General features: G+C 46.1%; 16 protein-coding genes. 8 read left to right on the forward strand and 8 right to left on the reverse strand.

Annotated features, from left to right (window positions below; translation table 11 throughout):
• The first annotated feature begins 102 nt into the window (after nt 1-102).
• On the forward strand, nt 103-6,717 hold the full coding sequence (locus HQM15_01770; protein MBF0491492.1) for an FAD-dependent oxidoreductase: 6,615 nt from the start codon (nt 103-105) through the stop codon (nt 6,715-6,717).
• An 8-nt stretch (nt 6,718-6,725) separates the two neighbouring features.
• On the opposite strand, the gene tatC is transcribed toward HQM15_01770, so the two are convergent.
• From tatC to HQM15_01785, 3 genes are read right to left on the reverse strand one after another with little or no spacing between them, the layout of a single operon-like run.
• Nucleotides 6,726-7,484, reverse strand: a complete 759-nt coding sequence (tatC, locus tag HQM15_01775; protein MBF0491493.1) for a twin-arginine translocase subunit TatC — start codon at nt 7,482-7,484, stop codon at nt 6,726-6,728.
• A gap of 28 nt (nt 7,485-7,512) precedes the next feature.
• On the reverse strand, nt 7,513-7,851 hold the full coding sequence (gene tatB, locus HQM15_01780; protein ID MBF0491494.1) for a twin-arginine translocase subunit TatB: 339 nt from the start codon (nt 7,849-7,851) through the stop codon (nt 7,513-7,515).
• Nucleotides 7,852-7,909: 58 nt separating this feature from the next.
• Nucleotides 7,910-10,747, reverse strand: a complete 2,838-nt coding sequence (locus HQM15_01785; GenBank protein MBF0491495.1) for a transglycosylase domain-containing protein — start codon at nt 10,745-10,747, stop codon at nt 7,910-7,912.
• 185 nt (nt 10,748-10,932) lie between these two features.
• On the opposite strand from HQM15_01785, the gene HQM15_01790 reads away from it, so the two are divergent.
• Nucleotides 10,933-11,289: a hypothetical protein gene (locus HQM15_01790; GenBank protein ID MBF0491496.1), complete on the forward strand. Its 357-nt coding sequence runs from the start codon at nt 10,933-10,935 to the stop codon at nt 11,287-11,289.
• Between the two features lie 12 nt (nt 11,290-11,301).
• Nucleotides 11,302-11,628, forward strand: a complete 327-nt coding sequence (locus HQM15_01795) for a hypothetical protein (protein ID MBF0491497.1) — start codon at nt 11,302-11,304, stop codon at nt 11,626-11,628.
• Here the strand turns inward: HQM15_01795 and HQM15_01800 are convergent.
• A complete protein-coding gene (locus tag HQM15_01800; GenBank protein MBF0491498.1) occupies nt 11,616-12,209 on the reverse strand; it encodes a hypothetical protein in 594 nt (197 codons plus the stop codon). The genes HQM15_01795 and HQM15_01800 overlap by 13 nt on opposite strands.
• The gene (locus tag HQM15_01805) at nt 12,175-12,954 is read right to left on the reverse strand and encodes a phosphatase PAP2 family protein (GenBank protein ID MBF0491499.1); all 780 of its coding nucleotides are present in this window, start codon (nt 12,952-12,954) and stop codon (nt 12,175-12,177) included. Before HQM15_01805 ends, HQM15_01800 begins: the two co-directional genes overlap by 35 nt.
• A 199-nt stretch (nt 12,955-13,153) precedes the next feature.
• Between HQM15_01805 and mutL the strand changes: the two genes are divergently transcribed.
• From mutL to HQM15_01820, 3 genes are read left to right on the forward strand one after another with little or no spacing between them, the layout of a single operon-like run.
• Nucleotides 13,154-14,965 carry a DNA mismatch repair endonuclease MutL gene (gene mutL / locus HQM15_01810; GenBank protein ID MBF0491500.1) on the forward strand — a complete coding sequence of 604 codons (1,812 nt, stop codon included), beginning with the start codon at nt 13,154-13,156 and terminating at the stop codon, nt 14,963-14,965.
• Nucleotides 14,966-15,019: 54 nt separating this feature from the next.
• The gene (gene miaA / locus HQM15_01815; protein MBF0491501.1) at nt 15,020-15,952 is read left to right on the forward strand and encodes a tRNA (adenosine(37)-N6)-dimethylallyltransferase MiaA; all 933 of its coding nucleotides are present in this window, start codon (nt 15,020-15,022) and stop codon (nt 15,950-15,952) included.
• A gap of 12 nt (nt 15,953-15,964) precedes the next feature.
• Nucleotides 15,965-18,709: a hypothetical protein gene (locus tag HQM15_01820; protein ID MBF0491502.1), complete on the forward strand. Its 2,745-nt coding sequence runs from the start codon at nt 15,965-15,967 to the stop codon at nt 18,707-18,709.
• A 114-nt stretch (nt 18,710-18,823) separates the two neighbouring features.
• Here the strand turns inward: HQM15_01820 and HQM15_01825 are convergent, their stop codons facing one another.
• Both HQM15_01825 and HQM15_01830 read right to left on the reverse strand, forming a co-directional pair.
• Nucleotides 18,824-20,338, reverse strand: coding sequence for a S8 family serine peptidase (locus tag HQM15_01825; GenBank protein ID MBF0491503.1), 1,515 nt, complete (start codon nt 20,336-20,338; stop codon nt 18,824-18,826).
• Between the two features lie 164 nt (nt 20,339-20,502).
• Nucleotides 20,503-21,492 carry a 2-hydroxyacid dehydrogenase gene (locus tag HQM15_01830; GenBank protein MBF0491504.1) on the reverse strand — a complete coding sequence of 330 codons (990 nt, stop codon included), beginning with the start codon at nt 21,490-21,492 and terminating at the stop codon, nt 20,503-20,505.
• A gap of 100 nt (nt 21,493-21,592) precedes the next feature.
• On the opposite strand from HQM15_01830, the gene HQM15_01835 reads away from it, so the two are divergent.
• Nucleotides 21,593-23,155, forward strand: coding sequence for a hypothetical protein (locus HQM15_01835; GenBank protein ID MBF0491505.1), 1,563 nt, complete (start codon nt 21,593-21,595; stop codon nt 23,153-23,155).
• Nucleotides 23,156-23,242: 87 nt separating this feature from the next.
• Here the strand turns inward: HQM15_01835 and HQM15_01840 are convergent, their stop codons facing one another.
• A complete protein-coding gene (locus HQM15_01840; protein ID MBF0491506.1) occupies nt 23,243-24,832 on the reverse strand; it encodes an FMN-binding glutamate synthase family protein in 1,590 nt (529 codons plus the stop codon).
• A 44-nt stretch (nt 24,833-24,876) separates the two neighbouring features.
• On the opposite strand from HQM15_01840, the gene HQM15_01845 reads away from it, so the two are divergent.
• On the forward strand, nt 24,877-26,139 hold the full coding sequence (locus HQM15_01845; GenBank protein ID MBF0491507.1) for an NAD(P)/FAD-dependent oxidoreductase: 1,263 nt from the start codon (nt 24,877-24,879) through the stop codon (nt 26,137-26,139).
• Nucleotides 26,140-26,848: the final 709 nt, after the last annotated feature.

Genomic DNA, 26,848 nt, shown 5'->3' on the forward strand with positions numbered 1-26,848 from the left:
TTTTCACACAACTTTTTTTGAGAATCCCCGATAAGCCTCCATATCTTAAAATATTGAGAAATTATCCTAAATTGCAGGGTTTGAATTTAGGGAGCTTATCTTATGATTTTCCGAATTCGCCTATCTCTAGAACTGGGGGCCTCGTCCTCCATTCCTCAGCTGCTTGAGACCTCTTCTGTAATCTTATCTACCGCCTATTCTGTGCAAGAACCTGCATTAAGTGAAGTGGCTCGTACGTCCAGGATAGAAAGTTTTTTAAGTCGCGTAAACCAAGAGTGCTCTCAGGCTCCCGAGAAAAGACTTGAGGCTGTGATTCAGGAATTACTGAAAGAAGAGGCCTATAAGCACGACGCCGTTCTTCAGGAAGTATTTTTGGGTTCTTTGCCGGCCCATTTAGCCTTTCAACACTACCTTCGAGAGGCCTCTGCTCCTCATCTAAGTGCAGTTCAGAGTCAAAGGCTGTCTTTGGAATTTGCAAGGGCCTTAGTTCGAGAATCATCCGGTTTTGTGGGAGAAGTAAAAAATATCTCGTTGGGTTTGTCTGCCGAGCATTTAAGCCCTTTGTTGAATCGTCTCTGGGACTGGACTTGCGGAATAGAAGAGTTGGGGCAGGGAAACTGGAGAGCCTGGGAAAGGCGAGGGCAGCGGTCCGATTGGAATGAAGCTTACCTGAGTGTAGCAGCGGCCATTGTCGGTGAAACTCAGCAATCGCCTGCGCTTTCAAATGAACTCCGACAAGAAATTGCCGATGCGGCGGGCAGGCAGGAACTGGGTCAGATTTTAAGGAGCTATAGTCTTGTAGGGGTTCGTCATGGAGGAGAACTCCTGAGCCCGGCCTTAGGCATGGTAGCTGCCTTGGGAGGAGGCTGGGTCGGTGCCTGCTGTAAGAGACCTATTGCTTCTGCCCTGATAGGGGGGGCGGTTAACGGGATGATTCAGACGGGAGGACAAACCCTGTGGAATATTCATAATCCCCAGGCCCCTGGCTTTTCGGAATCCCTGTTTCAATTTGTACAATCGGGAGTCACGGGAGCCGCCTGTGGATTAATGGGGCACGGAGCGGCCTGGCTGGTCTCGGGTGCCAGCGGTTTGGGCAAGTTAGGTAAACTCAATGAGTTGGGAATGAGGGAATTCCGCTCCGGAATCTTACTCCTCTGTGGCAACCAGTTTAAATTCTGGGCTGATGTGCTGACGGAAGTGTTTTTGGATGAAGGATGGAAATTTTTAGGGGGCAATCGAAACATCCAAAACCGCCTGGGGTTAAACCGGTCCGCTTCCGCATCCCCTGGGAGGGCTATCTCGCTCGACCCCAGCTGGTTTTACAGAATTGTCAATAATGCCGCCGGAGAAATATTTGGGGACCGATTTGGAGAACTTGCGCATCACCAGGCAGGCCATTGGGGGATTCATTTTGATTTGCATTTACAGCAAAGCCATCTTTTGGAGGCCTTTGGCGGATTCTACCGACAGCTCCATTTGCCAGACACCGTAGAGGGCCTCGCCAATAATCGCGCGGCTCTTTCTTTTACAGCCTTTCTTTCGGCCTACCAGCAAGTGGGGGGCAGTGCTGAAAGTTTAAGGCCATATTTTCATGCTTCCCTGCACGCAGAAATTCATGAAGCTATTCAAAAGCTGGGCTTAGATCCGCAAAGTAGCCTGGGACAAGAAGCAGCGGGGCATTTGATGATTCAGTACCTGGGACGAAATCTTTTTCTCTCTACAGGCTCACAAATCTCCATCCAGAAGATTGGACTTCATTTGAAGAGAAGCCTGAATTCACTTTGTCCACCTTCTGTGCCAGAAAACTTGGCAACCCAGATGCTGTTCGAACTTCTCAGGCGTTATGACCCACAAGAGCAGCAGCGTTGGTTATTGGATGCACAGGAGAGTTTGGAAACAGAGGAGAAGGATAACGCTCTGCTTCCTCAAGCCAGCCCCGCTTTTATGTTAGGGCTTTCGCATTTTGTTTTACCTTCTTTTGATTTTCACGCCCTTTTTTCAGGGCACTCTTTTCATCTCGAATCAGTAGTTGGTGCTGTTTCTTCATCTGCTCACCTATGGACTAGTTTGCTGGCTTTGGTTTTTGCCCCACTCGTGGTGCTAACATTTCGAGGGCGTAAAAGCTTTGAGGAAATGAAAAGGCAATTAGACACGACGAGGATATTTGATGCAGCGGCATTAGAGACTTTTGTGACTGATGTGCGAGTGATGCAGAATGAAAGGGGGAGACGAACTGTAGACCAATATGATTTACTGCTGCAAGCTGCAGCAAAAGCAGGGCCTGAGGATTTACCTATTTTGATTTCGGCCATTGAACAGCAGATGGCTGTGAGAAAACCCGTGGATCTTTCTGAAATGCGGAAGACGGAGGCTCAAGAAGGCCTTGCTTACTACGTGGCATCTGCTCCTGTAAAAAATAGAAGCTCTTCGATGGAGCATCCTCCTTTTTTGGAACAGATACAAAGAAGCGATGCGCATTGTGCAAATGCCTTGCTTGCCTTGGCTAGCCTGGATTTGCTCTTGAAGCCTTCCACGCCATTAAACAGAAAGACCATTGAGGCCGTTTTTTCTTTAATCCATAAAATTTTACCCCGACTTAATTGCAGACATCCTCAGGTGGGGAGAATTTTCTTACGCTTGTTTCAGCATTCAGATATTCAGGCCTATATTAATGTAAATGAATCTCCTCTTGTTTTTAATACGCTGCTTCGCTGTATTCCTTTCTGTGATCTGGTTGTTTCACGTCCTATTTTTCCTGTTTTAATAAGATTTCTTTCCCTAAAATCAAACGCTAGTACGCTTTGTTCCTTCATTGAAACGCTTTCGGATCTTCCCCTGAGAGCGGATGAAAAAATAAAACTCTATCGATGTTTTGTTGAACATTATTCAGGCGAGGATTCCAGAGTGATGAAATATCTTTATCACAAGGTTCTTGGCAGCTTTGAAGAGTTGTTGGAAGAAGAAGGTTTGCGTGGCAGGGGCGTTGCTGCTGCAAAAAATCTGGCCCTGACCATAGCCCGGCTATCTCCTGCCTGTGAAAACGTCCCAGTGTTTACATTTTTTACTGTTATCGGTTTGCTATTGACCTTTACAAATCTTGCGGAAGCAAAGCCTCTCTTGGAGCAAGTCCATTCCTCTCCATTGTTGGGAGGAGTTTTAATTGCTGTCTCGGGTGTGTCAGTAGCGCTTGCAGCGGGGGTTTCGTTTTTACGCAGAAGAAGAATGAGTCGTCACAACCGAGATCTACAATTATTAAACGATTCCCAGGTTTCCGAAACTTCAGCCCCCCTTACTTCAGAATCTTCTCCAGTTGTAGAAGAACTTTCTGAGGATCTACCTGAAGCGCTCAGCGACCTGTTTTTAACACTTAGAACTCGCTCACGCGCCGAGGATATTTATCCCACTTTATTAGCCTTTGTTTTAAGGCATCCCCAGGATTTCCCTCGCTTGAGGAAGGAAATTTTAAGAAATTATCCAGAGCTTTTCCCTGCCATTTCCGATCGGTCAGAATTATGCATGGAACTTTTGAAACAAGTACAAGAGGATGAATATGTCTATCATCATCATGGTAAGGGCTCTACTAGTTCGGTCGGTTTTTTGTCTTTGCATGTTTTATTTGCAGAAATCTTTCAAAACTATCACGAGTTTTCGCTGACTGGGATAAATGAGCTTGTATATCCAATCCTTTGTGATGAGTTTTTTTGTTTATTGGAAAGTACGAAAAATGAAGAAGATCTGGAAAACATCAGGTCCCTTTATGCCAATTTTTTGAAAGGATTATCTCTTCCATTTTTTTCAATGATTTCTCCTGAGCTTTTAACCTTGATACTTAAAAAGAATCAAACGGAAGGGCACAGAAATTATTTTTTGAGTTGTTATGCCCTTTTTATAGAAAGGTCCTTTGCCTATGTTCAAGAAAAGGGTGTGGCCTCTTTTAAAGATTTAAGAATCGATTTAGAAACCCTTCGAAAACAAATTAATAAACTTCATCCATTAGAAAATCGAAAAGATGGAATTGCATGTTTGAAAAGAGCCCAAGAACTGCTTTCTTTTCTTGATCCTGATACGACTCAACGGAGAGCAGCGATACGTTGTTCGTTTCTTCTTCCATTCAGTTTTTTGAGTGGAATCCATTTCAATGAGGTTGCTCATTTTTCATGGCATCAAATTCTGCTCACCCTTGGCTGTGGGGCCCTGGCCTTGTTCGTGACTGCTCAGAAAAAACCCCGACCTTCACCCGAAAAGAAGGTGGCCATTCTCGGCGGTGGAATGGCAGGTTTGTTTGCGGCTTTGCATTTGGTAGAGCAGGGCGCTGAAGCAGTAGACATCACTATTCTGGAGGCACAAGCTCAGGAATGGGGGGGGAAGGCTGCAAGTCGAAACGAAGGGGCGCAATTGCTGGATGATGTGGAGGCCAATCCCTTGCTGGATTTTGCGCGGGCACATCGCATCGAATTGATTGAAGCAGACGATTATGACCGTGTTCCCTATTTGCTTTCGGATGGGCGTACTCTGGATGCAGACACTTTTTATAGCGCCTTAACCACTCTAAGAGAGGAAGCTGCTCGGAGTTTGGAAAATGAATCTTTTGACACGCTGGATCGAAAAACGCCGGAGGAATGGGTGAGTGCTCTTTTTTCTTTGAGCGAAGATCAGAAAGAGGCCCTGCTTGGGCATTTGAGAATCAAAGAGGGCGCTGGTAATATTTCGGCACTTTCCTTGTGTTTTAATCTTTCAAAAAATCGTGGCTTAAAAAGACGCTTTGAAGTGAGGGGAGGCGTTAGTGCTCTGGTAGAAGGCTTGAAAACTTTTCTCGAGGAGCGGGGAGTGCATTTTGTTCTGAATAGCAAGGTTCGTGAAATTGTTCACGAGGGGAATCAAGTGAGAGTAGAAGTAGCGGGTCAAGCAAAACGAATGCTAGATGCCGTGATTGTTGCTGTTGCACCGGAGCATTTTCAGCCTGACCAGAATCAAAGGCCCTCCCTCAAGATTGCTGGAACAGAAGCTCCCTGGGAGCGTCTTTCGGGATTAAGGCCGGCCGTCCTGCATAAGGCAACTCTTCAGACAACAGAAAATCTTGGCACAAAATCCGGAGAAGCCTCCGCACATTGGGCTTTTTGGAAAGCGAATCAGGGGGAGCAAATTAGTATCTTTCATGGATTGGAGGGTGATCAAACACTTTCTGCAGCCGAGTTGCAGCGCCTGGTTTACGGACATCCAACGGAACAGATAAAAGTTTCAGACAGGGCCTGGGATGGAAGTGTTTCCAGAGAAGGTGTGGCTCATGCTTTTAGCACCCCCCCTCAGCCAGGGCATGCCTTGGGGATAGTCAAATTGGCTCTGCGTTTGACGCTGGGGATGTATAATTCGGGAAGAATCTTTTTTGCCAATCATGTGCTGGGACTGGGTTTGCGCACCCATCATGCGGCGCAGTCCGGTATAAATATGGCCGAACAGTGTTTGGTTGCCTTGGGAATTAAAGAGACCGCCAGTTTGCCCTTTACTCCCCCTCAGTTTTTTGGAATTAGCAGAGCTCGTTATGAACAACTGCTCAGACAAGGACTTATGGAAGATGGGCAGGAGAGGAGCCCCTTGCAAGAGCATTTTACCTGGGGCCCCCATCAAAGTGTTGAGGAATTTCTACAGCTCGTGGAGACTCAAATTCGAAGGCAGCGTCCCGACTGGGATGGAGATTTTTGGGAGGCCAACTTAGGAATGGATCTTCAATTTCATTTGCCTCCAGATCTCTATCTAAGGGTGCTGGATGATTTTCACCAGCAAGTTGATCAGGTGTTAAAGTCAAATCGAGCCCGTATTGGGCAGTTGCTTAAAATTCAGGAAGGTCTGGAAAAGGGGCTGGAATTGACTCGAACTCAAGAAGAGCAACTGCTACATTTTAAACGAATTTGTGAGAAAGACATAGAACGATACAGACAAAAAAATAATTTTCTTGCCTGGTTTCTATCGATGGCAGGCCAAGAGAAAACGGCTCATTGCACCTCACACAGCTCTTTGAAGATTTATAGGAAGATCAGCGAGTTGAGGGATGTGATCGATGCGCTTTTGGTGTCTCGTGCGGATCAGGAGTCCCGTCAAGTGTTGGAGGCCCTAAGACAAGGAGGGTCTACAGATCTTTCCTGTGCGCTTTCCAATTCTGTTTATGCGTCGCAGCAGGATGTTACGATGATACATCTGTCAGACACTGTAAGCCTTTCCAGTTTTGCCTTTAAAAAAGGGAAGGCTCCTTTTCGCTTCTTGACCGACGTGTTGACCAATCTTCTAACCAATGTTGGCCGTTACGGAGGAAGTTCCGATGCCGAAATCTATAATCAATGGATAGAAGGCGAAGGCTTGCAGCTGACTGTGAGTGATCAGGGAATTGGTATTGAAGCGGCGAATCTTCATCGATTGGGTGAGCATTCTTTTCGTGAAGAGAGGCAGAGGGTAGAAGGATCTAACGGCCATGGTTTAAGTTCTGTAATGACGGTGTTGCAGCAAATGGGTTGGAGCCCCTTGGTGGTAAAAAGTGTCGTGGATCAAGGGAGTCACTTTCGTTTTGTGATTCCTGCCGAACAATTATTTTTTCAGCGGAGGTCTGGGGAGACTAATGCAAAAAGTAAGAGGCAAAAATTTTCTCTGCGATCCTTTGTGAAGAGAATTGAGGAAGAGGGTTTTACAATTCCGGATGTAGCGAGGAGATTATGGCATTTGAGTTAGATGAAAAATTAAGGAGTCCGTTCTTCTTCTTCGGTTTTTTTCTTTTTTCCAAACAAAAAGATAAAAAGCCCCCCCAATTCATAGAGAATCAAAAGAGGAACTGCCATCATAAACTGAGAGAGGATGTCCGGGCCGGGGGTGAGGATTCCGGCAATTAAAAAAATTAAAATGACCGCATACTTTCTAAATTTATGAAGATGTCTGTATTGGATGAGTCCTATGCGTCCCAGTAATAAAATAAAAATAGGCAGTTCAAAAGTAAGCCCAAAGGCCAGCAGGAACATGGAGCTGAATGAAAAGTAATCGCTGATTTTGGGCATGAAGAGCACGGGGGTGTCTTGCAGGATATCAACCACAAACTGAAACCCCGTGGGAAAAACGACAAAATATCCAAACAAGGCCCCTCCTACAAAGAAGAAGGCAGAAAGCAGGGCGAGGGGAATGATGAATTTTTTTTCATGCTTGTGCAGGGCAGGGGAAATGAAACGCCAGATTTCAAAAAACAGAACGGGGGCCGAAAGGAGCACTCCCGCCAGAAAGGCGGTCTTTAGATAGACCATGTAAGATTCAAAAGGGGTGGTGGCAATAAAATGACTGTTTTGAGGCAAGACTTTTTCGAGAGGCAGAGTTAAAAAATGAAAAAGTTCCTTTGAAAAATAAAGGGTGATGGAGGTTCCAATTAAAATGGAAACCGCCGCACGCATGAGCGTTTTACGAAGCTCAGCCAGATGTTGAACAAGGGGGCTTAGCGGAAGAGGCTTTGTCATAATGTTTGATAACTACTCATAGCGTGAGTCAAAGGTTATCACCCTCTCCCTGACCCTCTCCTTTCGAGGGAGAGGGGACTTTCTCAGATTTTTTGTTTTCTTCATTTACCTGATTTATTTGCTTAAGTTGGACGACGGGAGTGTTTTCATTATTTACATTTGCATTTTTAGGAGGCTCTTTTTTATCTTCTGCGGGCTTGTCCTTAAAATCTTTTTCGAATGCATTCTTCACGTCTTCCAAAGATCGCCTGAGTTCATAGAACCACTTCCCCAAAGTACTTGCCGTCTCCGGGATTTTCTCCGGCCCCAAGAAGATCAAGGCAACGAGTAAGACAACTAAAATTTCACCAAAGCCCATTCCAAACATAAGTAGTTCTCAGTTTAATAGTTGATAGTTATTGGTCATCTTCTTCAATAACTGCTTTTTAAAGGTCATTCGAAAAGAAATCTGCGCCACTCCCTTTGGAAGATTTTGCCCCGCTGTTCACCCCACCAGGCACCGTTCCCATAAAATCTGCGGATTCAGCATCCCCCTGTACGGCCTCCAAGGGTTTTTGATACTGAGAAAGATCTATCCAGGAGGGGACCTTGAAATCTTTAGTAGGATATTTTTTGCTAGCCTCTTGCATGTAATAGAGCCAAATGGGCGCCGAGACATGGCCTCCCGTTTCTCCATGGCCAATCGATTTGATCTTTTCATCGTGTCCCACCCAAACTCCCGCTACCAAAGTGGGTGTATAGCCAATGAACCAGGCATCGGTGGAACCATTGGTGGTCCCGGTTTTCCCGGCGGCAGGTTTTCCCAAGGGAAGCACGGCCGTACCCGTACCGGATTTGACGATATCCTGCATGATGGAGACCATGGTAACCGCCGTGATGGGACTGATGACATGATCTTTGGGAATATAACTACCATACAAAATCTTCTTTTCATACTCACTTAAAGTCAGCTGATCTTTGCTAATGGCTTCTTCCCCGCTTTTTACCAAATCGTCTCTGAACTGCATTTCGTCCCAGGGAATTTTATTATCCTCTGTTTTAGATTTTGATTCTGCCTTTGCAGTCTTGGCTTTGCTTTGAGATTCCGGGGCCGATTCGGCTTGAGACTCAGCGGTTTGGGTTTCAGGTTGAGACTCAGGGATGCTTGCTTTTCCCTGCCCCTCTTCTCCCTTGGCAGAATGAGAATCAACGGTAGAAAGCGCGGCACCAGCGTTCTGCTGTTTGCTTTCATCCCAGGTAATAATATATTTTTTTCCAGGATCTTTATGCTCTTCGATAATTTTATTTTTTGGGTCCACAATTTTTCTTACAAAATACAAGTCGGGTAAAATGCCACCGGTAGCAAAAGTGCCGTAAGCCCGTGCCATCTCGGAAAGATAAACATCGTTCGCACCCAAGGCCATCGAGTAATATTTGAAAACGGGAGTACTGAGTCCCAATTTACGCATATAGGCTGTGATATAGTGGGTGCCAATGTCCATGGTGATACGTACAGTCACCACGTTCTTGGAATGCACCAAAGCGGAACGGAAGGTGGTGGCCCCCGAATATCCTCCTCCATAATTCTTGGGAGTCCAAAATTTTCCGGGGGATTCTTCGAACATCAAAGGGGAATCCTGGATGACCGTATTGGGTGTATATCCCTTGTCCAATGCGGCAGAATAGATAAGGGGCTTCACCGAGGAACCCGGTTGACGAACGGCCTGGGTGGCACGATTGAATTCACTCTTTAAATAACTTACCCCGCCGACAATGGCCTTAATTTCGCCGCTGTAGGGCTCATAAGAAAAAAGTGCGCCTTCCAGATCGGGTTCCTGGTCGAGAGAAAAAAGAAGGGCGCTGGAAACTTCTTCACTGCTTCTGGTTTCGCTTTTAACCATTTCTTTTTTTGCTTCACCTTTTTTTGCAGCTTTTACTTTTTGATCGTCTTTGTTTTTTACTTCGGGCTTATTGTACAATTTTACCTGCACCACATCCCCTGGCTTGAGTTGATCGGCAGCCCCCGCCCAGTTTGTGCCTTCGGAGACAATGTTTCCTTTTTCATTGCCCACCATCACTTCAAAACCTTTTGTCCTGGATCCAGAGAGAATCACCGCATCGTAATATTTTCCTGCTTCAATGGGGGTTTTGAGTTGAAGCAGTTGATCTCTTTTTCGAGTTTGCTGATCTCCCAAGCCTGCTGCTTCTACTAACTTAATATGGTTTGCTTCATTGAACTGGTTGATCGCTTCAAGATCATTTCCCAAGTGCTGTGAGGCGCCGCGGAATCCGTGACGATGATCGACTTCTCTCACCCCACGATCCACCGCATTTTGCGCAGCCCTCTGCATGTCTAAGTTGGTTGTGGTATAGATTTTCCATCCACTTTTGTAGAGGGCATCATTGCCATATTTGTCGGTCAGTGCGCGGCGGACATGTTCTACAAAATAGGGGGCGTATTGCAGATTGAAATCTTTGTCAGTTCCCGCGCGGTACAGGTTCAATTTATAGTTTTTTGCCTCCGCGGCCTCCTGCTTGGAAATAAAGCCCAATTCCAGCATGCGGTCGATGACATACCATTGGCGGGTTTTTGCTCGCTCCGGGTTTACCAGCGGATTGAATCCCGAAGGAGATTTTGAGAGCCCTGCAATCATGGCTACTTCAGCGACATTGAGTTCCTTTAAAGTTTTGTGAAAATAATTGCGGGCGGCAGCAGCAATTCCATAGGCGCGATTTCCTAAAAAGATCTGGTTGAGGTATAAGAACAGTATTTGATCCTTCGAAAATTTGCTTTCAATCTTTGTGGCCAGAATGGCCTCTTTTATTTTTCGGTCATAAGTTCTCTCCGGTGAGAGAACCAAGGCCTTGGTCACCTGTTGGGTAATGGTGGACCCTCCCTGAACTACATGACCTGCCTTAAGGTTGGTGATGAACGCACGTAGTATTCCCATGGGATCTAATCCATGGTGTTCAAAAAAACGTTCATCTTCACTGGCTAAAAACCCCTTGATCACGCGGTCGGGAACTTCCTTGATGGGAGTGAGAAAACGGCATTCGCTCCAGAATTCACCAATTTTAAATCCCTCCGAATCAAATACTTCAGAGACCAAGGGAGGATTGTAATCTTCAATCCTATCCATTTTAGGAAGATCGCGAGAGAAAAACTGATAGGCTCCAATGGCGAAGGTTACACCCAGAATAAAAAGGAGTAGAAAAAACTTGAAGAAAAAAAGTGAGAGACGAACAAAAAAAGATCTTTTTGGCTTTTGTTTTTCAGACGTCATAAATTTACAAAAATCCTTTCCTTGTTTTTAAGAGAGTGGAAGTCTCTGTCACAGTGTCTTTGGAAGATCAAGCGCTCTTGTGCAGCGTAAGGATAAAAAAAAGGAAAAATCTTGACTCTTATTTTTTTTAAACGATAGCCTTGACTCCGTTTTTTGTAAGCAACCTCTGGATAAGGAGAGCTTGAATGTTTAAAAAGACTCTTGCTGTGTTTACTCTTGGCGCTATCCTCGCATTCACAAGTCCTGCCTGTAAAAAGAAAGAGGTTCCCGAGGAAGGAATTAATTCTGAAGGAGCTGTCGCTCCCACCAAGGCGCCTGTTTCCCAAGATTTTCCTAAAATTCAAGGAAGTGTTGTCCCGGCAGCCCCTGTTATTCCACCGCCCCCTCCTTCTGGTTTAAATATGCCCCCCAGTACGCCAGCTGTGCCGGGTTCCATGCCTTCTTCAGTTCCTTCAAACATTTCACCCCCACCCCCTCCTCCTCCCCCGGCAGCTATCCCGACCCTGACCACACCCACTCCACCCCATCCGGCAACTCCATAACGATTTTTTTCTATGAACTGTAAAAAATATAAAACAAAACAAACTCTTGTTTACATAGCGTTGTGTTTGGCCTTTTTTTTAATTCACTGCTCGGATCAAAAACAAATGTCCGAGCAGCAGGCCTATAGACCTGTGCCTTTAGTGCTTCCTCCCACCTCGGCTTCCATCGATTTGAGTAAGCTTCCTTCTCTTCCGACCACAGTTCCTGATACGCGGCCCGCTTCGCTCCCTGCAGAAAGCCAGGCGGAGTCTTTGCCGGAGTCCAGTCTGGCCAAGCCTACAAGTTCCACCACGTTGAGCATCTATGAACGATTAAAAAATGCGCCTCAAGCCTGGTAGAATAATAAACAATGGAATAAGGCCACCCCTAAGGGGACCAATAAGTTGTCAAGCTGTCCAACAGGCAGAGATTCCAGAAGGCATCCAAAGAGAGAAAGTGCGAGGGCTGGGTAGAAGCCGATGAGAAAAATCAGGCAGAGAAAGGCCGAAACGAAAAAGGTAAACGAGCCCACATAAGATTTCTTTTGGGAATAAAAAATCTTATGTGTTCCAAAGCTCAGGCCCGCCCACGCGGCCGCGGCATCACTGACTACGATCAGCAGGGTTCCACACAGGGCCGAAATCATCGGGAGAAAAAGAAGCAGCAAAATAAGGCTGAGGGCCAAAAAAAAGGGGCCAAAATCAAACTGGGGAGATCGACGAAGTCTTGTGATGAGATCCGTCAAAAATGGGGTTTCCTTTTGAAAAATCCTTCTCATCAGATATTCGGCCGAATAAATCAAGAGAAGCAGTAGCAGTAAAACCACAGAGGTCTTGAGATAGAAGTTTCCTAAGAGAAGAAAAAACAGCGCAGGGAGATGAAGAAGTTTTCGGAAAAACTCTTTCTTAAAAACTGCTTTGGAAGAGCATTCCATATTCATTGGGAGAAATTTGAGGGGTTAAGCTGAAGTTGTGAAGTTTTTTATGATACTTCGCAGTTCCATATCCGATGACGGTTCCCAGCGTTGCTCCCATTAATACATCCGACAAAAAGTGATGATAAGAGTCTACGCGAGAGACTGCCACCAAACTTGAAAATAGATAGGCGGGGATCCCCGCCTTATACCCATACATTGATTGTAAGACAGCGGCCGAACCAAAACTTGCGCTCGTATGTGCAGAAGGAAAACCCCGGGAATCCCCATTGGGTCTGTCCCTTCCCACCGCGTATTTTAAACCCAGGCTCAAACTTTGAGTCCAAAAAAAAGTTTCAAGCAGACTTTCTCCTGTAGTGAGAAGTTTTTCATCATGAATTCCAGCGCCCACAGCGGTCACAACCAAACTTGCCCCACCCCAAACGTAGGGTGAACCTGCAGTGCTGAGGACCGTATTGGCCTTGGAGCCTAATAAATCATTGGGTTGAAATTTGGATTGAAGATTATGATCGGTCTTGGTCAAGCCCACCGAAAGGCCCGTTCCCAAAAGAAATGCCAATCCTCCCCATCCCCAAAAACTTTCTTTCATGTCATAAGCCAAATGCTTGGGCAGGTCCGAAAAAAAGAAACGGGAGCCTGATTGAGATCGCTCTGCATAAGCTTGATCTTGACTTTCTTCCGCCTTCAACAAGCAAGGGAAGAATTGTTGGAGTGAGAAAATTCCAATGAATAAATAAATAATTTTTTTCATAGGCGCGCACAGATATCATCCCAAATTCTTTTCACAAGTAATAATTTTACTACTGTTAGATTCATTACTCTTTAGAAAAGAAGTTTAAAAAAGAAAGATTGCGTGTTTTTTTTTCATCTGAAAAAAGACAAGCCGAAGTCCGCGAATAGGAGATAGGGTTATCACAACGAGTAGTTCACAGAATGTGGAGTAATTCCCAATGTCTTCCAAAATTATACAGCTCCCTCCCGAGATAGCCGAAAAAATTGCGGCGGGCGAAGTGGTCGAGCGGCCTTTGTCAGTCGTCAAAGAACTGGTCGAAAATAGTGTAGACGCCGGGGCCACGCGAATTGAGGTTTTTCTGGAAGAGGGGGGGAAGAAGCTCATCCGGGTTCAGGACGATGGCATGGGTATGAATCCCAGCGAAATGCGGCTGGCCTTGCAAAGGCATGCAACCTCCAAAGTAAAAAGTCTTGAAGATCTTTTTGCTATTTCTACCCTGGGTTTTCGGGGAGAGGCCCTGCCTTCCCTGGCGGCCATCTCAAAATTCTGCTTACAAAGCCGCTCTCGAGAAGAAAACTCTTTTGCCTACGAGCTTTATCTGGAAGGGGGTAAATCGATTCACGAACGCGAAGTGGGGCATCCTTTTGGGACCACGATAGAAATCAGCGAACTTTTTTATAACACCCCGGCACGACTGAAATTTCTCAAATCGAGTGAAACAGAATGGAACCATATCGAAGAATTCATCACCGCGATGGCCTTGGCTCATCCCGAAGTGCAATGGGTGGTACGTCATCAGGATAAAGAAAAAATTCGATATGTTCAAAAAGGGCTGCAAGATCGAATGCTCGAGGTGTGGGGGAAAGAGGTTTTTAGCGGATTTTATCCCTTGTTGCAGGAACAGGGCGATTACAGTCTGCAAGGCTACATTGCGCATCCCAATCTTTCCAAATCACAGGCGCGCGGCCTGTATGTGTTTGTGAATGGGCGTTGGGTAAAAGACCGTTTACTGAATCATGCGGTATCGACCGGCTATCGCAATTTACTGATGCAACATCAGTATCCGCTGGTGGTTTTATTTCTGAATCTGCCTGCTTCCGAGGTGGATGTGAATGTGCATCCTACCAAACGCGAAGTGCGTTTTGTGAAGACGCAGTTTGTGCACCATTTTATTTCGGAGGCAATTCACGCGGAGTTGGTGAAGGCGCCGTGGGTGGAGAAGCAGTTGCCAGTAGATTCCTTTATCCCCCCTGAATCCCCCCTTAATAAGGGGGGGTGGGGGGGTGTTTCCAATTGGAAAAAAGAAAATTTCGATTCTCTTTCTTCCCAACGAAAAGCACAAAGTGAACTCGAGTGTTTGACCCCTCACCCTAACCCTCTCCCCCAAGGGGAGAGGGGACTGGGACGGGGAGTGGGGGAGCAAGTAGCAAAAGCCGGCGTGCTCCCCTTCGCCTCGCTCAAAATCATCGGCCAACTCAAGCTCACCTACATTTTATGCGAGTCCGAACATCATCTCGTCCTCATTGATCAACACGCCGCCCACGAGCGTTTGGGGTATGAACAGATCAAAAAATCTTACGAAAAACGAGAGCTCAAAAGCCAGAATCTTCTGGTGCCCGAACAGCTAAACCTGAAAGAATCTGAGCTGGAGCTGATTCGCCCTTATCAGGAAAAATTTGAAGAGCTGGGTTTGAGGGTTGAAGAATTTGGTAGAGATTGCCTGCTCGTGAAGGCCGTGCCAGAAATTTTGGGAAAGCTGGAGGTTAAAAAGTTGATTGAAAATATTTTGGAAGATCTGAAAAATTTTCCTCAAAGTCGAAGGCTGGAAGAAAAGCTGGATCATCTCTTTGCAACCATGGCCTGTCACCGGCAGGTGCGGGCAGGGGATAAGCTGGCGAGGGAAGAAATGCAGGCCCTGATTTCTCAACTCGATGCCGAAGCGGTGCTCTATCACTGTCCCCACGGGCGTCCGCTGATGGTGCAGGTGTCTTATGCGGAGATTGAGAAGTGGTTTAAGAGGGTGCTGTAATCCCCCCAACCCCCCTTAATAAGGGGGAGAAATTCTGGGGGTAAAGGTTAAAATATGCAAAAACTCCTCATCCTCTGTGGTCCTACCGGCATCGGTAAAACCGCGCTCTCTCTCGAAGTCGCTGAAAAAATGGGTGCCGAAATTATTGGGGCCGATTCTCAAACAGTGTTGAAAGATTTTAACATTGGTACTGCAAAACCCTCGTCCGAAGAACAGGAGCGGGTTCCCCATCATCTGTTGGATGTCGTTTGTTTCAATGAAGTGTTTGATGCCGTTTCTTTCGTAAAACTGGCAGATGAGGCCATTGCAGCGGTGCGTTCAAAAAATAAGATTCCACTGATCTGTGGTGGCAGTGGTTTGTATTTAAAGGCCCTGGTTTATGGATTGATGGAGGCCCCCAAGCGGGATGTGGGCTTTCGAAAAGCGCTGGAAGAAAGAATAGAACAAGAAGGACTGCAAAATTTATATCAGGAATTGCAAACGATCGACGCCTTTCGTGCAGCGCAAATTCATCCCCACGATGCCCTGCGTATTATTCGCGCCCTGGAGTTGCATCATCTGAGCGGACAGAAGCCCAGTGCGCTTTCCAGCGCCCATCAGTTCAGAGAGAAGCGCTATGAGACCTTAAAAATAGGACTGCGTCTGCCTTTGGAAGAGCTTTATGCCCGTATCAATGCGCGGGTGATAAAAATGTTGGAGGCGGGTTGGTTGACCGAGGTGCAAGGGCTATTAACTAAAGGTTACGATCTTCTGTATTCCAAAACCCAAGCCTTGGGTTATAAAACTTTAGCCCTGCATTTAGAGGGGAAAATTTCTTTGGAGCAGGCGATTAAGCAAATTCAAAAAGAAACCCGCCACTACGCCAAGCGGCAAATGACCTGGTTTAGGGCTGATCCTGAAATTGTCTGGTTTCATCCTCAGGCGGTGGGTGAAATTTTAGAGAAAATTAATTTTTTCTTAGCAACATTTCTTGAAAGCCGTCGATAGGTTAGTTTCACTATGGTTTTATCCCTACAAACCCATTTGTCTTCTAGAGGCTGGTCTTTGGGAGAGGGCGCTTATCTTCATACGAGCCCTCGTTTAGCCCCAGCTCAAGCGAATAGGAATCTTGGGCAAAATCCAGAAGAAGCGCTTCAGCGTGCGGAAGTTTTTCTCCATCAAGAAACTCGCTGGGGGGATTCGCTTAAAAGTTTATTCGTCGAAGGTCTCCATTGTTTTACAGGAGGCTTTCAAATGCAGTGTTTTCAAGAATCTTTTGCCTGCTTGCGTTTGGGCCTATCGCAAAGCCTTCAACACCTTCGAAGTTTTGGAACTGAAGATTGGCAAGCTCGGGGCTTTAGAAAAATTCAAAATACAAATGCTAGCCTTTCGATGATTAGGCAAATGGCCAATAGTCTGGCACAAGATCCCCGTTATCATTTCCGGGCCCAACGCCTTTTAGAACAACTCGAATATGCCTCTGCCCTCAATGAAACAGAGGGAACTTTACGTCAGAATATTCCTCTGTTTGCGCGAAGTGGCTGGGAGCTTGCTTTTCCCCTGATTAATGCAGGAGCCTCTCTGGCGGGAACTTTTGGATCTTTAAGCGCGACGAGTTTGGGTCTTCGTTATGGAATCTGGGGCGCTGTGCTGGGAGGCGCGGCCAACGCGCTTTTTCAGGTGGGCATGCAATTGGGCCACGAATTTTATTTGGGGCAACATTTGTCTAAACGAGAACTGGCCGGAGAAATCGGCGAGGCCTTGCTTGCCTCTACCGCTTGCAGTGTATTGGCTTATGGGGCTGCAAATTTGGAGGCTACTGGAATCTTGCGTGCCACTTCCCCTCTTTTATGGCGAGGTCTTTGGGCCTTTACTAAATTTTCATCTGATGTAGCGATGGAATATTTCGTCAACTCACTCTCTTTGTGCAAGAGAATGCTTAGGCTGGAAGTACAAGGTTTTGGATTAGTAGGCTTGGGTTTGCTCAATAATGCCTTAGGCGAAGTAGGGGGCGATTTTTGGGGACACGGAGTGCATCGCATCAATCTACAAATTGAAACTTCTCAACACAACAATTCCTGGAACGACATTTTTGAAAACCCTGAAGTGGCCAATGATAATGCGATGCCCTTATTTTTAGATCCTGTTCAAATGGCGGCGAATGACACTGTCCTCCCGTTAGAACTTTCAAAAGTGGTGGGGCAAGACTTTAGCGGTGAGGACGATCATCGCTTTATGGCAGCTGCAAATCACGCAAAGGGAAACCCTGTCTGGGTGGGCGCTGGAAGCAGGGTAGAGTATGTTGTAGGAGAAACTTTAAAAGATTTACAGGAACTAGGTGCGCAAGCTGTTTCGCATTCCCTTTCTTTAGACGAACAGCTTGAACTCATTCAAAGAGGTTTATCGCAAGAAGATCCACTGGTCTATTGGTCTCAATATGAGGGCTTGAGTGAATTGAAAAATATTTATCCTCGCGGTGCGAATCCTGGATCTCTTTATCAGCGCCATCCCAAACGATTGCTCTTATTGATACAGGGATATTCTTTAGCTCAAAGGCTAGGTCTAGGAGAACTGGAATGCATGGCGTGGGTGAATTATCTGGAGTTGCGTGCGCTGGCAGAAATGGGTTTTGCAGAACGCAGTTTGCAGCATTTAGAGGAAGCTGCACTGGAAAGTGTTTTTGAAGAATATAGAAATAGTGAAAAGGAATATTTTGAAGCCTTGGAAAAGGCCTCGAGAAATATGGCTCAATATATGGCTTATGTGATTTTTACGCATCCGATCGGGGATGTGGCGGCCGAGGAACATCATTTAAGAGTGTTTAGAGAACGAGTGATTTATTTTTTAGCAGAATCTTACGAGGAAAATTTTCAAAACGATTACAAAGCCTTCGAGCCCGGAGAGAAAGAAATATTGTGGAGTGAAATAGCGGCTCTGCATCAAAAAATTGGCCAATTAAAAAAAGAGTTTGGTGTGGCGGACAGATTAGCCCCAGCTGCGGAAGCAGCACCTCTTCTACAAGACAGGATAGAAGGCAGCTATTGGCGAATATTGCTTGAAAGGGATTGCTACAAAAAAATTGAGGGAGATTTTTTTGTGGGGCCTACCTCTGTGCTTTATCATAAATTTTTTACTTTTTTTGCCCGACAATTATTTCCGCAGTTTCCAAGGCAGGTCGAAAGGGATTTTGGCGAGGCCTGCGTTGCAAATTTGAGACGTCCCTCCCTGAGTGTGAGTTTAGAAGAATTGGAGCGAAAGATTCCAAGAGAAACTCAGGTTGCCAGTAACCAAAAGCCACTTTTGATGCTGGTGGGTGTTGGGCAAGATTTGAAAACCATAGAACGTTATGCCCGCTTAGGCCGCTACGATTTGCTATTGATCGATTATTCTGAAAATATCAAAAGAATTTATGCGCTCTATCAAAGGGAGTTGGAAAGAATTTCTGGGCAAAACAAGGTGACTATTCGTTTTGAATCGATGGATATCAGAAATGCTGAAAGTGCCAGAAGATTTGAAGCCGCAATAGATCGTATCGATTATTTGAACATGACACCACAGAAGGGTGAAGATCATACTTCTCTCAGAACCTTGCTCAAATCGGGCGGGGTGTTTGTGGAGTTTTATCCTTTTCCTGTCAACCGGGAGGATCTTGGTTTCAACAAGGTCTTCTTTTCGGATAATGTTGCTCCCATTCTTGGAACTTTATCCGAACAATGGGCCTATCCGCGAGGGAACGCGATTACAGTTTGGCGAAAGCCTAAATGAAGTCTTGAGTTCTGCAGATTTTAAGAATGAGAACTCCATCAAAGTCCTCCCTCCCTTGAGGGGAGGGAGTTAGAGGGAGGGTGATATTGAGTGAAATCAGAGACACCCCTCACCCTACCCTCTCCCGCAAGGGGAGAGGGGAATGCTCTGAATGAAAATAAAAATCACAAGCCCTATCAGATAATAAACATTGTTTGCATGAGATCCTGTTGCCTCCAAACTGCATCCCCCGCCAGATCCTCCACTGGAGCCAGGTTCTGGAGTGGGTGCTGGAGGGGCGCTTGTAGGGGTGACCTGCGCTCCATCTACCACTGGGCTTTGCCCATCCCCCGTTGTACTTGTAGGGGGGGTGACGGTAGGGGATGAGGTTGGAGCTGCTGGAGCTACCCCTCGAGCTGCTTGCAAAGCCTTTTGTACATTTAGTCTGCCGCCAGTAGTGGTTTTTCCCTGAAAAGCAGCGATCACATCCACGTTATCTAAAATGAGCTGCTTGACTTGCTGATAAGTCAAATCGGGTTTGAGGCCCCAGAGGAGTGCTGCAGTAGCGGTTACATAGGGAGCTGCAAAAGAAGTTCCATCTCCATATTCATAGCTTCCTCGAGAGAGGCTGTAGATGTGCTTTCCCGGTGCGGCAAGGTGGACCGTGTGGGCTCCGTAATTGCTACCATAACTACCAAATGAGGCAAGGCTATCGCTATTATCACTGGCGGCAACGGCAATGATATTGTCTAGATTATAACTGGAGGGATAATTTCTGTTGTCCAAATCATTGTCTCCCCCCAGGTTGCCTGCGCTGCAGACCACGAGAATTCCCGCATCTCTAGCCTGTCTTAACGCCTGCTCCAAGGCGCTAGAGGGAGCTGCCGTACTGGCACCCCAGCTGATGTTAATGATTTTGGCATGGTGTTGAATGGCAGCGTCAATCGCCGGTAAAGTGATGGCAATAGTAGAATTGCCGTCGTTATCTAAAACTCGAAGCGACATCACTTGCGCCTCCCAAGCCAGGCCTGCAATGCCATGCTGGTTGTTGCCTGCTGCGGCGATAATCCCAAACACTTTGGTGCCATGGGTATAACCATCGACCTCGACTGGGCTGTTGGAAATAAAATCGTAGTAATAGGTAAGATTGTCTCTAATTTCATCTGTATTGCTTGGGTCAATTCCCGAATCGATAATGGCGATGGGAACATTTTTGGCAGAGTGATTAATATCCCAGGCGGCCAGGGCCCCAATATTGGCAGAGCCGCCCGCAAGTGCCCACTGGCTGCTAAACCCAGGATCATTAGGACTGAGATGGGCTTGTACGGCGGCATTTACTTCGCTGTTTAAAATCAGATGCGAGGTGTCTGCTCGCTTTAGTTGCAGCAATGCCTCTGCAGCATTCACCTCTGGATCGGTGAGAGTCAGCAGGTGGTATTGAATGAAGTCGATGTATTGAATATTCGAAGTGTTGATCCGGGCTGCAGTGGCAAGCATTTTTAAGGCATTAACTCCGGCTTCACGAGTATGGACTAGGTCTGGATTAAATTGAATGAGCAGTTGTTTCTGTGGAGTGCTTTGAGCTTGAAGATTGCCGGGAATAAAAAGAAGGCTAAAAAAGCCTAAAATTAAAGAGAGAATTCTTTTCATGTGAAACTCCTGTTTTGCGTTTTTAAGAGTAACACGAAGAGGACTTTGTTTTAAAGAGTAGAATGCTGGAAAACGAAGAAAATAGGAGCTTTGCCGTGGGTGAACAGGACAGGTATTAACAGATTTAAGCAAGTTTTGCAGCGGATCGGATCCGATTTGCAAAGTCAGGTTAATTCATTTTCACACTTCTTGTTTTTCTCGAAGCAATCCAGATTTTCTGCTGTCGTTTTTGCAATATTTTCGAGAGCCTCTTGAGTGAGAAAGGCTTGATGGCTGGTGATGAGAACATTAGGAAAGCTCATGAGACGAGCAATTTTATCATCTTGAAGAATATCTTCGGAATGGTCTTCAAAGAAAAGTTCGTTTTCTTCTTCGTACACATCCAAACCCAAATATCCGATCTGCCCTGATTTCAGGGCAGTGATTGCATCGCGAGTGTTGATCAAGGCCCCCCGACTGGTGTTGATGAGCATGACCCCTTTTTTCATTTTTACCAGGCTTTCCTGATTGATGAGGTAACGGGTTTGCAAATTCAGGGGGACATGCAGTGTGAGAATATCCGCCTGTTTGTAAATTTCATCGAGAGGAGTGAAAAGGATGTCATAGGTTTTATTAAAGTTTTCATCGGGTTTGATATCATAAGTTAAAAGTTTACATCCAAAACCGGACAAAATTTTTGCGACGACTTTGCCTATCTTTCCCAGACCGACAATACCGACGGTTTTGCCGTGCATGTCAAATCCCACCAGGCCATTTAAGGAAAAATTAAGGTCCATGAGTCGATGATGGGCACGAATGATTTTGCGGTTGAGTGCCAGCATCAAGGCCAGGGTATGCTCGGCCACGGCATAAGGAGAATAGTGGGGGACATTAGCTATGCGTATTTCTGAACGTTTTGCGGCTTCCAAATCGATGTGATTAAAACCTGCAGACCTTGTGATCAGAAAGCGAATGCCATTTTGTTTTAAAGACTCAAGCACAGGGGCGCTTACCGTATCGTGAATAAAGACGATCACCGCTTGAAAATTTCTGGCAAGATTTACGCTGTGTTCGTTCAACTTTAGTTCGACATACTCAACTGGGTGATTTTTGCCCAAGGTTTGTTCTAAGAGAGCTCGCTCAAATTTATGGATGTCATAAACGAGGATTTTCATTTTTACCCTCCCAGCGTGAAATCAATGAAAATCATTTCTTCTCATTGATGATTTTGCTTTGATATAGAACAAAAAAATGTTCAAGGTCTAATACGATTTTATGAAGCTGATTCAAAACCTTCGCCTTCCCTATCAAAAAAATCCGGACTTAAAACGCATGCTGGCGGCACACTTTAGCGTGTCTGAAGCAGACATTTCAGAAATTCGTATTTTAAAACGTTCTCTGGATGCTCGCGCTAAACCGCGTCTTTATTGGGTTTTTAGCCTGCAAGTTTATTTTAAGGGGGAGAAGGTCCGAGGCGGTTTTGAACCTTTTCCAAAATTAGATTACCAGGGTGAACCTCCCCTTATTATAGGATCAGGTCCTGCAGGTTTATTTGCGGCCTTCACTTTTTTGGAACACGGCATCAAACCCATCTTGTTTGAACGCGGTGAACGCACTCACGCCCGAATGCTCAAGATCAGCCGCTATTGGCGCCAAGGGGTTCTGGACCCCGACAGCAATGTCTGTCATGGCGAAGGGGGGGCAGGCACCTTCAGCGATGGCAAGCTCATCACGCGAATCAAAAATCCGCTCATTCCTCGCATTATGAGCACCCTGGTTTCTTATGGTGCGCCGCCAGAGATCGAGTATGTCTATAATCCCCACGTGGGTTCTAACCTCATTCGCGAAGTCATCCGAAATATGTGTGAGGATCTGATCGCTCGCGGGGCTCAACTCCGCTTCAATACGCGTGTGGAAGCCCTCGACCTGCATCATCAGGAAGTGCAGGGCTTACATTTATCCAACAAAGAAAAAGTGAAGGGGGCAGGTGTCGTGCTGGCCTGTGGTCACAGTGCCACTGCATTTTTTGAAACTTTGCGGGATCAAGGGGTAAAAATAGAGGCCAAATCCTTTGCCTTGGGATTGCGCATTGAGCATCTGCAAAAAGAAATCAATCGTTGGCAATATGGTCAATCGGCAGAGGCCCTGGAACTGGAGAGTGCGCAATACAAACTGAGTCATTATTGGGATCAGGAGAAAGTGGGTGTCTACAGTTTCTGCATGTGCCCCGGAGGCTACGTGCTTTCCAGTACGACCGATGCGGAAACCTTGGTGGTAAATGGGATGAGCAACTCCCACCGCAATTCTCCCTGGGCCAATTCGGCTATCGTCTGCAGCATCAACACCGAGAAAATTGAGGGTGAAGATCCTTTTAAAATGCTGCGATTTCAACGTGAGATTGAGGCTAAGGCCTATCAGGCCTCTTTAGAAAATGGAAATGGAAGACAGATCCCCGCGCAACGTCTGGAAGATTTTTTGAAGGGGAAACTGGGAAGGCTGAACCAGAAATCCAGTTGCCCTTCGGGGGTGGTGGCCGCTGATCTTTCTCAATTGCTGCCTTCTTTTGTGAACGATTACCTGCGCGAGGGTTTTTTGACTTTTGAAAAACAACGCCGTAGCTTTTACAGTCCAGAGGCCTTGTTGCACGCCGTGGAATCGCGAACCTCTTCTCCCATTCGAATTCCTCGAGATGAAAATACCTTGGAGAGCGTGAATACAAAGGGGCTGTATCCTTGCGGCGAGGGCTCAGGATATGCCGGAGGAATTACCAGCTCTGCGGTGGATGGCATGCGAGCGGCCTTGGCGTGGATTGAGAAGAATTGTAATACCTCACCCTGACCCTCTCCTACTTTAGGAGAGGGAGAAGAAAGAAGAGTGCATCATATTTCCCTCTCCTAAAGTAGGAGAGGGTCAGGGTGAGGTATTTCAAAACCTCTCCGCACTCGCCTCTTTCCAAAACTTTTGCCACTGCGCCGGAATTTCATTTTCCAAAAATGCATTTTCTTCAATCCGGGGATAAATCTCTGCCAGGCTTTGTACCTTTCCCACGGCGGTTCTTCTAAAGATATGTTGGGGGCCCAATTCGGAGGGGGAAGAAAATCCCGCTGCCCCCAAAAGTTCCAGAACCCCTTCGATGGTTTTACGGTGAAAATTGGCTACGCGCCTGGCCTTGTCGTCTATCACCAGGCCTCCGTAGAGTTTTGGATTTTGAGAGGCCACTCCGGTGGGGCAATTGTTGGTATTGCATCTCAAGGCTTGAATACATCCCAGGGCAAACATCATGGCCCGGGCTGAACAAGTAAAGTCGGCACCTAAGGCCAGTTTTTGAAGCAGGTGAAAAGCAGTTACTACTTTGGAAGAGGTGTTGATCTTGATTTTTTTTCTTAAGCCCACCCCTCTAAGAGTCTGATGCACCAGCACCAGGCCTTCGGTGGAAGGCATTCCGACATAGTTGGAAAACTCCAGCGGAGCAGCGCCAGTTCCCCCTTCACCACCATCGACGGTAATAAAATCGGGAACGAGCTTTGTTTGAAGCATGGCCTTTACAATGGCAAACCATTCTTGGGGATGTCCCAGGCACAATTTGAAACCCACAGGTTTTCCTCCGGAGAGTTCGCGAAGTTGGGTGACAAATTCCAGTAAGCCGATCGGAGAAGCAAAGGCTGAATGTGCCGCAGGAGAATGGACGTCGTGTCCCATTTCTACGCCTCTAATCTCCGCAATTTCCTGGGTCAGTTTGGCTTTGGGAAGCAGCCCTCCATGACCCGGTTTGGCCCCTTGGGAAAGTTTGATTTCAATCATTTTGATTTCTTCTTTGGCGGCCTTTTCTTTGAAAAAATCTGGAGAGAATTTCCCCTCTTTGGTTCGGCAACCGAAATAACTGGTTCCAATTTCCCAAACAAGATCGGCTTTGTAGCGCAGATGATAAGGGGTTAAACCTCCTTCGCCGGTATTGTGATAAAAGTCGCCTATCTTTGCGCCGCTATTCAAGGCCAGGACTGCATTTCGGCTGAGTGATCCATAACTCATGGCTGAGATATTGAACAACGAAGCAGAGTACGGTTTGGAGCATCTCGATTCGCCGATTACGACTCGTGCGTTTTTCAGCTCCACTTTTTTTGGATTCAAGGAATGCCCTATCCATTCATAACCCAGCGCATTGACATCCAGTTGAGTTCCAAAAGGGACGGTGTCTCGCTGGCCTTTTGCCCGTTGATAAACCAGAGAGCGCATTTCCCGACTAAAGGGATTTTCATCCGTGTCGGAATCGATAAAATATTGTCGAATTTCCGGGCGTACCGATTCGAGGATGTAACGAAAGTGCCCCAACAGGGGATAATTTCTCAGGACTGCATGGCCTTTTTGCAGCATGTCGTAAAGCCCTAGCAGGAAAGTGGGGACGAGTAAAAAAAGAGCGGAGTAGAAAAGAGGATGATAATATCCTTCCAGGGCTGTAAGGCCAAAAAGAATCAGAAAGAGGCTTAAAAAAATCTGTCGCGACCAGATCTCAGTCATGAAATAGTCCTTTCGATGAGTTGAACGTAAATTGTAACTATAAAATGAATTTATCCAAAGCGAAAATTGAAACTCATTTTGATGTGATCATTATTGGTGCGGGTGCCGCAGGGCTTTTTTGTGCGGCCCTAGCGGCAAAGCGCGGACGTTCGGTTTGTATTCTGGAACATCAAAAGAAAGTAGGATCTAAAATTATAATATCGGGCGGAGGACGCTGTAATTTTACCAATCTGAGCGTGAAGCCTGAATGTTATGTGAGCGAAAATCCCCATTTTGTAAAGTCAGCACTGGCTCGTTTTAGTCCCCAGGATTTCATCCAGCTCCTCGAACAACACGAGATTGAATATTATGAAAAGACCTTGGGCCAGCTTTTTTGTAAAAATTCGGCACAGAATATTGTGAAGATGTTGGAAGTTGAATGTGAAAAGTATGGGGTGAAAATTTTGCTAGGGCTACAGGTTTTAGAGCTGAAAAAAAAGAATGGCATTTTTAATGTTTCGGTTTTCCCCTCTCCTGGGGGAGAGGGTCAGGGTGAAGGGAGGGCCTTCCACTCGCACTCCCTCGTTATCGCCACTGGCGGCCTTTCGCTCCCCAAAATGGGTGCCACTAATTTTGGCTATCAGATCGCCAAACAATTTGGGTTGAAAATCGTAGCCCCTAAAGCTGCCCTGGATGGCTTTGTGCTGAAAGATTCTGCCCTCCAGAAACTGTCTGGAATTTCGCTGGATGTGATTTTAACTGCAGGGAAAAAATCTTTCAGGGAAAAGCTCCTGATTACCCACGCCGGGCTGAGTGGCCCTGCAGCGCTGCAAGGTTCTTTGTATTGGAACCCCGGAGAGGAAATAGAAATCAATCTTTTGCCTGAAATAAATATTAAAGAAATGCTTTTGAATGAGATCAAAACAAAGAACAAACAGCAGCTGGATAATTTTCTTTCCCAATTTTTACCAAAGCGATTTGTAGAGTATCGTTTCTGTCATTCTGGCCCCGGATCGGTGTCCGGGGTAAACTCCGGCCAGAATCTTCACGCTAAAACAATTGATTCACTTTCCACAAAAGACATCCAAAATCTTGCCTACGCCTTCCACCACTGGAAACTCAAACCCCTCTCTACCGTCGGTTACCACAAGGCCGAGGTGACCAAAGGGGGTGTTTCCACCGACGAACTTTCTTCCAAGACGATGGAGTGTAAAAAAGTCCCAGGCCTTTATTTTATTGGTGAAGTCGTTGATGTCACCGGTTGGCTAGGGGGCTATAATTTTCATTGGGCCTGGGCCTCCGCATGGGTGGCTGGGCAGGGGGTGTGATAGTGGTTTTCAATTTGAATCCAAGATCACCCTTTCCTCTCAAGGGCATAGGTATCTTACACATCTTCTGTAATACAGCGTAGATCAACATTTTCACCCTCTCCCCCGGAGGGAGAGGGCAGGGAGAGGGGGATAAATAGAAAGGTATACTCCCTAAAAAACAAAGGATTTTAATGTACTTTTCTATTATACCCCCTCTCCTCAATCCTCCCCCTCCAGGGGGGAGGAAGCTTCCAAATCAAGTCCAGATCTATATCAGAACACTTGTGTAGATACCTATGCCCCTCAAGGGAGAGGGGATTTCCAATGAACCTCAATGAGATAGAAAAAAACACAAAGATGCATTTAATTACTGGGGGTAGTTTTTTTTGATAAGGCGAGAAGTTTCTTGATTTCTATTTTTTTCCCTTTGCCTTCTTCTTTTCTAAAGTCAATCGCTTCTTGTTTAAAAATATTATTTTGAACTGTATTTACCCTCTCCCCTTGAGGGAGAGGGCAGGGTGAGGGGACAAGTGACTTTCCCCCTGTTATATCTGAATCAGCTATTTAAAGTGAGTCGTAGCAATACTTTGCCGTTGAAATCATTTCTTTTAACACAAATACTCTCGTATCGATTCTTTCATTTCTTGCTCGAATGTATTCTCTCGAAACATATTCTTCTCTAATTTTGATTTCTTAAAATCGTAGCTCTTGTTCAACTCTTGCTCTC

This window comes from Deltaproteobacteria bacterium, assembly GCA_015233135.1.
Classification (GTDB): Bacteria; UBA10199; UBA10199; order JADFYH01; family JADFYH01; genus JADFYH01.